Source organism: Mesorhizobium sp. M0854 (assembly GCF_040319815.1).
Taxonomy (GTDB): Bacteria; Pseudomonadota; Alphaproteobacteria; order Rhizobiales; family Rhizobiaceae; genus Mesorhizobium.
The window spans coordinates 1-10,049 of record NZ_JAMYOL010000058.1 but is presented as its reverse complement, the minus strand read 5'-3'; the positions used below and the strand labels follow the sequence as shown (position 1 = coordinate 10,049).

General features: G+C 59.6%; 2 protein-coding genes and 7 pseudogenes. 5 read left to right on the top strand and 4 right to left on the bottom strand.

Features of this window, described 5'->3' with window-relative positions; translation table 11 throughout:
- From NKH99_RS32205 to NKH99_RS32195, 3 genes and pseudogenes are all read left to right on the top strand, one after another.
- Positions 1-2,398 (top strand): condensation domain-containing protein (locus tag NKH99_RS32205; protein ID WP_353017873.1); only part of this gene is annotated, 2,398 nt, incomplete at its 5' end.
- Positions 2,399-2,405: 7 nt separating this feature from the next.
- A pseudogene (locus NKH99_RS32200) lies at positions 2,406-3,270 on the top strand (MurR/RpiR family transcriptional regulator); the annotation flags it as partial.
- A 164-nt stretch (positions 3,271-3,434) separates the two neighbouring features.
- Positions 3,435-3,790 (top strand): annotated as a pseudogene (locus tag NKH99_RS32195) (hypothetical protein).
- Between the two features lie 260 nt (positions 3,791-4,050).
- Here NKH99_RS32195 and NKH99_RS32190 read toward each other — a convergent pair.
- Positions 4,051-4,253 (bottom strand): annotated as a pseudogene (locus tag NKH99_RS32190) (IS66 family transposase); the annotation flags it as partial.
- Positions 4,254-4,325: 72 nt separating this feature from the next.
- Here NKH99_RS32190 and NKH99_RS32185 point away from each other — a divergent pair.
- Positions 4,326-5,491 (top strand): annotated as a pseudogene (locus NKH99_RS32185) (IS110 family RNA-guided transposase).
- Positions 5,492-5,670: 179 nt separating this feature from the next.
- Here the strand turns inward: NKH99_RS32185 and NKH99_RS32180 are convergent.
- Positions 5,671-6,197: pseudogene (locus tag NKH99_RS32180) on the bottom strand (aldehyde dehydrogenase family protein); the annotation flags it as partial.
- Positions 6,175-6,903 (bottom strand): annotated as a pseudogene (locus tag NKH99_RS32175) (MFS transporter); the annotation flags it as partial. The pseudogenes NKH99_RS32175 and NKH99_RS32180, both read right to left, overlap by 23 nt.
- A gap of 109 nt (positions 6,904-7,012) precedes the next feature.
- Here NKH99_RS32175 and NKH99_RS32170 point away from each other — a divergent pair.
- Positions 7,013-7,518 (top strand): annotated as a pseudogene (locus NKH99_RS32170) (amino acid ABC transporter permease); the annotation flags it as partial.
- A gap of 77 nt (positions 7,519-7,595) precedes the next feature.
- Here NKH99_RS32170 and NKH99_RS32165 read toward each other — a convergent pair.
- On the bottom strand, positions 7,596-9,026 hold the full coding sequence (locus tag NKH99_RS32165) for an amidase (protein WP_353017871.1): 1,431 nt from the start codon (positions 9,024-9,026) through the stop codon (positions 7,596-7,598).
- Positions 9,027-10,049: the final 1,023 nt, after the last annotated feature.

The window sequence follows — 10,049 nt, the reverse complement described above, 5'->3', positions numbered from 1 at the left end:
GCAGATCGGGCCGGCGGACGTCGGCCTGCCGCTGAAACGAGACGATCTGACGGCGGTAGCGGATGTGGAGGCGACGCTCGCGGATCTGATGCGCCATGAAGCGCAGGCGGCGTTCGACCTAGAGGCCGGGCCACCGATCCGCGGACGGCTGGTGCGCCTGGCGGTGGACGATCATGTGCTGCTGATCACGACGCACCACATCGTCTCGGACGACTGGTCGCGGAAAATCATGATACGCGAGCTCAGCGAGCTCTACGCCGCGGCCCAGGGGGGGCGCGCGGATCGGCTGACGCCGTTGCCGGTGCAGTATACGGACTACGCCCTTTGGCAGCGCCGCTGGCTGGCGCGCGAGGTGTTCGAGCGTCAGTCGGAATACTGGCTCCGGACGCTGGCGGGCGCGCCAGCGTTGCTAAAACTGCCGACGGATCGGCCACGTCCGGCTCAGCTGGACTACAGCGGCAGTTACGTCGAATTCGTGCTGCACGAGCCGCTGACCACACAGCTCAAGACGCTGAGCCGACGTCATGGAACGACGCTGTTCGTGACTCTGCTGGCGGGCTGGGCGATCGTGCTAGCGCGGTTGTCGGGTCAGGACGAGCTGGTCATCGGCACGCCGAGCACCAATCGCACGCGCTCCGAGATTGCGGGGCTGATCGGCCTCTTCGTCAACACCCTGGCACTACGGATCGACCTGTCGGACGACCCGACGCTGGGGACATTGCTGGAGCGGGTGAATGCCGCTGCGCTTGGAGCACAGGCAAACCAGGACCTGCCGTTTGAGCAAGTGGTGGAACTCGTCAACCCGCCCATAGCTCACACACCGATCTTCCACGTCATACTTGCATCGCAAAACAATGGCGCGGAGTCGGCGGATCTGCCGGGGCTCGAACTTGAGCACGTCGGCGTTGACGATCGCGTCGCGCAACATGATCTTGCGCTCGATCTTTCTGAGGTCGGGGAAGCGATTCGTGGGAAGCTGATCTACGGGACGTCGCTATTTGAGCGGAGCACGGTCGAGCGGTATGCGAGGTATTTGCAGCAGGCACTGAGCCAGATGGCGGCCGACCCCGGGCAGCGGGCCTGGTCGCCGCTGCTGTTGGCGGAGGAACATCACCGTCTTCCGGTGGAGTCCAACCCGATAGAACCGGCCTATCCGCAGGAACGCTGCATTCACGAGCTGATTGAGGCGCAGGCGGAGCGGGGCCCGAAGGCGACCGCGGTCGTCTACGAGGACCAGGGCCTGAGCTATCGGGAGCCGAACGGGCGGGCGACCTCGACGGCGTCTCGCGTTTGCCCGCCGCAAGCATCGCGCACCAACTCGGACCTGGAGGCTGACACCGCGGTCATAAATTTCGTCGAGGGGACGCGCGTAGTTACCGAGGGTGAGCTGCAAGCCAACAGCATCACGCTTTATCATGTCACAAAATTCTATCGTGAGCAGATCACCAACAGTGGTTACTACGACCAGCTCAAGTACATTGTGGAGCCCTCATTCGACGAGTTCGAGAGTCCCGGCAGTCTGGATACGAGCGGCGAGCACGACAACACGGTCGCGCCCGGACTTCAGCACAAGTACGCCCAGACCGGGTTGATGCTGGTAACGGACCGTTGCACTTCATATTGCCGTTATTGCTTTCGCAAACGCATCGTTGGCAAGGACTCCGATGAAATCACAGCTGATTTCGCGCAGATCGCGCAATATATTGGCCGCCATCCTGAGATGACCAACGTGTTGCTATCGGGAGGCGACCCGTTCGTGCTCAGCACGGCCAAGCTCGACAAAATTCTTGATCATCTACTGCCGATCCCACATTTGGAGTCAATTCGATTCGGCACAAAAGCAGTCGCCTTTCAACCCAAGCGGTTCGAAGATCCCGCTCTACCGGCCTTTTTCCAACGGATCCATGAAGCGGGTAAAGCCGCAGTTATCGTCACACATTTCGACCACATCGGCGAAATTTCGGTCAATGCGGAGCGCAACATTCTCTCCTTGCGTACACAGGGCGTGCAGTTCCTCAACCAGTCCGTGCTTCTCGCGAAAGTCAATGATGATCCCGAGATCTTGGCTGCAACCTTCGCCAAGTGTCACCAAATGGGTGTCCGCCCTTATTATCTTTTTCAGGCCAGGCCGGTGAAAGGCGCATCGCATTTTCAGGTTTCACTTCGCCGCGGATTAGAGATTGCGCACGGCATCAACCAACGTCTCAGCGGCATCCAAAAGACATTCAAATACATCATGTCCCATTACACAGGAAAGATCGAGATTCTTGACCTCGGAGCCGATGGCCGCGTGTATATGCGATATCATCAAAATAAGATTCCGGAAAAGATTGGAAAGATTTTTTCCCGGCCGCACCTCGAGGGCGCCTGCTGGTTGGACGATTTGCCCGAAGAATGAGATGGCAATGGAACAGGGACCGCTCACGGAAACAATCCGCGAGGCTTTCGACGGTATGTCGGAGCAAGTGCAGAGCGCTGCGCGCACTTCGTGCTCGACCGGCCACGTGATGTCGCTCTTTGTTCTATGCGTGAATAGGCTCGGCAGGCCGGCGTACAACCTGCAACAATGACGCGTCTTGCCAAGCATCTTGGCTTGAGAGGGTTCGATGATATCCGTAACATGTACGCTGAGGCCTTGCGGGATGCAGGTGCTGGATTTGCTGGAAGGGCAGGAAAACAGGTTGCAAACCAAAAGCCGCAGGGCGAGCACGCGCTCGCTACAGCGATGCTCAATTCAATCGCTAGGCAGGTTGCACAGCTTGCGGAGCCTCGATCGCTCGATCGAGTGGTGACAGCGGCAGCATTGCTGGCCAAGGCCCGCAGGATCTACTGTCTTGGCCTGCGCTCCAGTCACGCCATAGCCTGGCAGTTGCAAATATATTCTCAGGCTCGCTGGCGACAAATCGGTACTTCTCGATGGGATTGCGGGCACCGGGAGCGACGCTATCTTAAGCGCTTGTAAGGACGATGTCCTACTTGTCGCAAGTCCACGCGTACACGCGGTGGACCGTTGAATTAGCGGAGTTCGCGAAATGTAGGGGAATCTCAGTTATCGCCATAACCGACAGCGAGGTCGCCCCTTTGGCCCTGATTGCGGAAACCACCGTCATGGTTTCGACCGACAGTCCATCATTCTTTCACACGATCACCCCTGCCTTTGCTATTGCCGAGGTTCTAGGGTCTCTGATTACAGGTCGTGGTGGTGACGAAGTGCTGGATGGCATCAAGCGGTTCGATGAACAATTCGCAGCCTTAAGCATCCATTTGAAGCCCGCGTTCCGAAGGAATGGCCATGACCCATATCCTCCATCGCGCCGTTCATGCCAAGCTTGCCGTAGGCCGCTCCGGTACCGAGATCGTAGATGCAGACGGCAGACGCTATATTGATGTATCTGGAGGAGCGGCCGTTTCATGTCTCCGCCAGGGGCCGGCGGATGCCCAGAGTTCCTGCCTTTGCCAAGGCGTTCACCGGCCGCTGGCGCATCGTCGAGATGGACAACTGGGACAATGACTTCCATGATCTCGTCGAAGAGGCCCATCTCACCTTCCGGGCGAGACGGATGGCGAAATTGCTTTCGGTGCATTGAAGGGTCTTCTCGATGTCCGCTACTGCGCCCGCGACGGTTCAGCCTGCGCCGAGTTCTCGTGGGAGGGGCATGACGAAAGTGACCCTGCATCCGGCCGCGGGTGGGCTATGCTGGGCACCGCAGCTCGGAGCATTTGCTCACCGGCTACTTTCGCGTCAAAACACGGGAGCGCTTCCATGCTTTACGCTTGGTCGTCCTCATGAATGTGAAGTTCATCTCTCCTACGTCGCCGTGTGGAAGGACTATTGATGGAATCTTCCGACACCATGACGACCGAATAGTCGCGGCGCAATCGGCATTGATCGCATATGCAGCGATCTTACACGAAACCTTATCACTGTCGTCACATTGAATACGGTAAGCTCCACCCTGTCAATCAGTGATGAGCTGAAATGCCGCGTCGGATGCCCCTCGAGAATGAGCCCGAGCCCATGTCCGTATCCGCTATCGCAATAAGATGCCGGGCGGCGCGGCCGACCCAGTCGGCGAGCGTGGCGCGATTAAGATTGATGCCTTGCCGGGCATAGATCTGCGCCTGCGATAGAGCGGCAAGTGATCGGTGGAGACCAGCACCTGGGCGACCGTTGCCTCGGTCGGAAGACCACCCTCGATCAGCCGGGCCGGCGCGGGAGCCTGAACGACCACATCTTCACAGGCGCGGCAGATCCATGGGGAGTGGATCGTGGCCCGCACTCTGGCAGAGTGGGCCATCGCAACTCGCCCTTTGGAGGCCCTTTCATGCATCTTTCGACCGCCGATCAATCCGAACTACAAGCCGCTGTTCGCTTGGATCTTGGCGCAATCTTCGTCTCGCTGGAGCTGTCCAGATCGACCTGGCTAGTCACCTCGATTGTACCGGCAGCGAGAAGATGTCGCGCCACATGGTCGCCGGGGTTGACAGTGCCGGGCTGCTCGTCTGCCTCACCGGGCTGCGCAGCAAGGCCGAGGCGCGCACGGGCACGCTTTATCCGTTGGTGGTGATCCAGGAGGCAGGGCTGGACGGCTTCTGGATCGACCGTGCTGAACCGCGAGGACTGGATCGAAAGTCACATCGTCGACGCGGCATCGATCGCGGTGTCGCGCCGCCACCGTCGCGCCAAGACGGATCGGCTTGATGGCGAGGCGCTGATCCGCGCCCTGCTGGCCGTCAAGCGGGGTGAGCCGCGCGTCTGCTCGATGGTCCGGGTGCCGACGCCCGAGAATGAGGATCGCCGCCGGACCAACCGCGAGCGCAAGGTGCTGGTCGCCGAACGGGTCGAGCACGTCAACCGCATCAAAGGCCTGCTCTTCAGCCAGGGCATCCGCGACTACGAGCCTTTGCGCCGCGACGGCGCGATCGCCTGGAAGAACTGCGGACCGGCGATGGCCGCGCCCTGCCGGCCCGCATGAAGGCCCAGATCGGCCGCGGACTTGACCGTCTCGAATTGCTGCTCGCCCAGATCAAGGCGGTGGAGGCCGAGCGCGACGCGCTGCTCGCCGCGACGGCGGTGGACGCCTCGACGCCAGCGGCGATGTTGCTCAAGCTGAAGGGCATCGGGCCGGAATTCGCGACGATCCTCCACGCCGAAGGGCTGTTCCGGCATTTCAACAACCGCAGGCAGGTGGCCGCCTACGCGGGACTCGCACCTTCCCCATGGAAGAGCGGCACGATCGATCACGAACAAGGCGTGTCGAAGGCAGGCAATCCGCGGCTGCGAACGACGATGGTCGAGCTTGCCTGGCTTTGGCTGCGCCATCATCCTGCCTCGGGCCTGGCCCGCTGGTTCAGCGAACGGGTGGCGCGCAACGGCGGCCGCCTCAAGAAGGCGATGATCGTCGCGCTCGCCCGCAAGCTGCTGGTGGCGCTGTGGAAATACGCGACCGCCGGCGTCATCATCGAGGGAGCGCTCATGAAAACCGCATGACCGCTTCCACCATCCTTTTCCTCAATTACGCAAAGGCCTGATCAGCCTTTCGGATCCAGGTGGGCGAACCACTCTTATGCCCTGGCCGCGAAGACCGCTTCGCTAGCTTGGTCAATCGGGTCCTTGATGTCGCCCACACGCGGTATTTCCGAATTGGCCTCCCGAAGGCCTACCACGACGAAGCCGTCACCAACCGACAGGTGGCGGACTTTCTCCACCAATTTCTCGACGAACTCATCGTGGACGCTCGATTGGACGTAAAGGCGGTTCGCCGAAACGCAAGTCTGGCGGGCATTGCGGAACTTCGCCTGGATCGCACCGTCAACCGCGGCATCGATATCGGCGACGTCGAAGGCGGTGAAAGGTGCATTGCCGCCGAGCTCGAGGCTGACCTTCTTGATCTGGTCCGAGCACTGGCGCATCAGCAGCCGACCAACCTCGGTTGAGCTGGTGAAACTGATCTTGCGGACCTTGGGAGATCTTCCACCATGGAAGCCGAGAAATTCCATGGTGTTATCGTCCCGACAACGCCGATCGGTTGCTTGATCACCAGCATCCGACGGTCCGTTGATGGTGCGGAGATCGTCTCGCCATAGATGCGATTGGCCTCTTCGGCGTACCATTGCAGATACGCTGCAGCATGCGATACCGCCGACCTGGCTTCGGCAAGTGGCTCGACGATCGCGGACAGGAAACAAGACGCCAACTGCAGCGACCAACAACAGAGCTCCCGCGGAACCCTCTAGCGCCAACCGCAAAGAATAGTTCTGGGCCGGCATGCCCCATACCCAACTGGCGGCCGCGATACCGCCGTCTATCAACCCATAACAGATGGAGATCGTGCGTCCCACGATCCATCGCGGATTCGCCAATTGCACACTTGCGCCAAGCCCGGACCAGGCGGTCACCAACCTGCGCCGCCCAAGGCGAGTGCAATTGCCGCCACCGCCAGCGAAGAGGTGAGTGCTAGGGAGAGGGAGCATGCCGCGCAGGCGACGCACGCGAGCGTTATCAGCCGTTCTTGAGACAACCTCCGCCTGAACTTGCCATTGCAGATGCCGCCATGTGAAGCGCACCCCGTCATAAATCATCGACTCGCGCGGGAGAGGCGAAGAGCGAACCTTCCACTTGCAGCGCCATATGGTGCCCAGAGGTACCAGGTAGCTGAGTGTGGTCACGGCAAACGCCGTCAGAAGGCCAAATGAGGCAACCACTATGCCGCCGAGCGCTGGGCCCACGGTCCGTACAGTGTTGAAGCCGACGGAGAGGAGGGTAACGGCAGCCGGAACATCGGGTCGGTCCACGATATCGCCAACCGAAGCTTGCCAGGCAGGGTCGTTGAGAGCGGCGCCGGATCCGACCAAAAAGCTGAAACGGAGGATGATCCAGGGATCAGCAAAGCCCAGCGCCAGAAGCGGTCAGCATCCTAGATGCTACCGCCAGGGAGCGCTTCCTTGAAAGTAAGGTCGTGAAGTTGAAGCGGTCCCGGCTGGCTTGGACCGCTTTTTTAAACGACTGCCGATGCTCTATTCGGACACAGTTGAATCCGAGGTACTCGTCCACAAGTCGTGGTTTATCGCCTCGGTCTTCGCGGCTGTGCTCGCGGTTTTACTTATGTTTAACCTCGCGGGCACCACCATGGGCGAGCTCATGCGGCCGGTGATCGGCGATCCGCTGCAAAGCGGACTCTACGGGCGCTTCGCGATCGCCTTTGTGATTGCAGTCGTGTTCTGCTTCAACCTCGTACTGATCGGTTTTGTCCCGCTGAAAGTGCAGATCGGCATCGTTTGGTTTGAACTGCTGACCCTGTTTCTGGCGTTCTTCAAGACATTTAACTTAAGTCTTCCCTTTATTTGGGAGAATCTGCGATCACACAGGGGGTAGTGACGACAATCTATATTTCGGTGATTTCACTCATGTTCGCGTCGGCTATCGCAATAGTCGCAGCTATCGCAAAACTTTCAAGCAACGGCTTTGCCTACGGCATCGCCAGCTTTTACACTTCATTCTTCCGCGGCTTGAACTTATTTTCGCGCGCGTCGGCGTCGAGGCGTCAATTTTCGGAAGTTTGCTCACATCCAGATTCGAACTTTAGAGGTGATCGTCAGCTGCCCTCCGCTTGAACTCCTGGTCGCCGGTGGCGCCACGGTATGGCCCCCTCCAGATCGCGTGCGACACGGACCAGTGTGGCCTCGTCACCAAAGCGGCCGACGATCTGAATTCCGATCGGCAGCCCGCTGGCACTTTGTGCCAGAGGCAAGGACACCGACGGTTGTCCGGTCACATTGAATACACCAGTGTACTGACAAATCGCCGTATCCGCTTCCACAGCTTCCTCTGCGGAGACAGTCCGGTTGGTCGCAGAAAAGATGCCGCCATGCGGCACGGCCACGGTTGGCATTGTGGGAGTAAGCAGTATATCGAAGGGGTGAATTGCCTCGCCTACGCGGAAACGCATTTTCCGGAGGGCCTCTTGTAAATCCCACGCTCGGGAAAGAGGCAAATCGCGGCCATATTCATATCGTTTGAGGCTGACCGGCTCCAAGGTGTCTGCGCCGATAGTGCGCCCCATAGCCCGCGCCGCTTCTTCGAGCCAACTCGGGGTCGACGAGGCGACATATGTTCTGCTGTACTCGATGGGCTCAAATGGCGGCTCGATGTCCGTTACCGTATGCCCCATCTCCTGTAGAAGCGTTGCCGTGGCCTCGACAGCGTGCAACACTTCCGGCTCGAGGGCGACCGCGCCCCAACTCGTTCTCGCGACCCCGACCAGTAGGAGACCGGTGGACTGTGAGAGCTCCTCCACATACGAACGCTTCGGCTGGAGGATGATAAATGGATCGCCTGGATGGGGACCGGAAAACACGTCCAACGCGGCGGCCATGTCGCGCGCAGTCCGACATAGAACAAACTCGCGGCTGCGGCCAAACGATGTGTCCTGATTGTTCGGGCCGCCGGAAACACGTCCGCGGGACGGGTTCAGCCCCACAAGACCGCACCAGGACGCGGGGATGCGAATTGATCCACCGCCGTCGCTGCCATGGGCAATCGGAGTAATGCCGGCCGCCACCGCCGCTGCTGCTCCCCCTGAAGAGCCTCCTGTGGAGCGTTCCAAATCCCATGGATTGCGGGTGATGCCATTGAGAATGGATTCGGTCGTCACGGTCGCTCCAAGCTCCGGCGTTGTTGTTCTGCCCAGAGTCCGAAGTCCGGCCTCCCGCGCGCGACGAAAAAAATAGCTGTCGGTATCGGAGCGGCAGCCTTTGAATAGACGGCTTCCGTTTTCCTGGAGGCGGCCAGCCTCGCTGGCTCCGATATCCTTGCGAAGGAATGGCACACCATTGAAGAGCCCTGCGTCGGCGCTGGCAACGGTCTCAGCATCTTCATAGAACTCGATCACAGCATTGATGCGCGGATTGACCTCGTCGTGGGCTTGGCGGGCCAAACGCGTCAGTTCCTCAGCAGTCACTTCGCCGGCGCTCACGAGAGAGGCCAACCCGGTCGCATCGTACTCTATGTATTCACTGAGCTTCATCCGCAACTATCCCTTCACCCCTTTGCCTTGGTCAGCGACAAAGGATTTTGGCACGCATGAGCGCGAATTTAAATTGTCAACCGGAGCTGGATCCAATTGGAGAGAGAAGCTGTTTTTTCCCACGGCAGTGCAGCGCCACGTCGCAAACCTGAGGCACACCCACAATCGACGTCGAGGTAAGCGATGGTCAAGTATTGTTTCAAGATTTTCTTCATCTGGAATTCAGATGACAAACTGACTACAGGCCTCGTTACTGCGCTTAAAGTTTTCCATAAAACTAAGGGTGGAGGCGTAGGCCTGCTGGAAGTGAGTTTGGATCGAAGCAGGAGAGCGGGCTTTCGGTTGGCGCCGGTTGCCCCAGCAAGCATCCCGATGAAGAGAATATCCGCAGCTGAGCAGACGCGCGAGCGGCTTCCTGCCTTGATTGATGGCAGTTTGGAACTTCACCCTCTTCATGCGGCCCCGATAGCCGGCGATGGCCCTGCGCTTCGCCGGCGTCGGGCTAATAGCGCTTGGTGTCCGAGCGCATCGCGCACCTGCGCCTCCGGCCCTTCCTCGATGAACAGCCGTGTCACCAGCCGAACCAACTCGCTCTTGGCGTTGTCGCTCGACAGCCGATCTACGATCGGCTCCCGCAACGCTTCCGGCGTATCCTGCGCGTCACGGAGGTGCCTCCTGTTCGGACCGGCACCAACCGGCTCGGTTAAGATTCAGCACCTCAAACGATGCACCCCTCCGAAATTCCCAGATGGGCTATTCGGCTCGGAGCCTGATCTTTTGGTGACGGCAACTGGTTGAGGTGCTGCGCTCGAGCTGATGATAGACGTGCTCTGTGAGAAACAGCCACACATCCAGGAAGGGAGCGCAGCATGAACATTATGCCGGATTGGATGTCTTGGTGAAAGAGACCGCCATTTGCATCGTCGACGAAACCGGCACGGTTTGGCGTGAGGTGAGGTGAGGTGAGGTGAGGTGAGGTGAGGTGAGGTGAGGTGAGGAGACGTCAGGTGAGGTGCGGAGCCG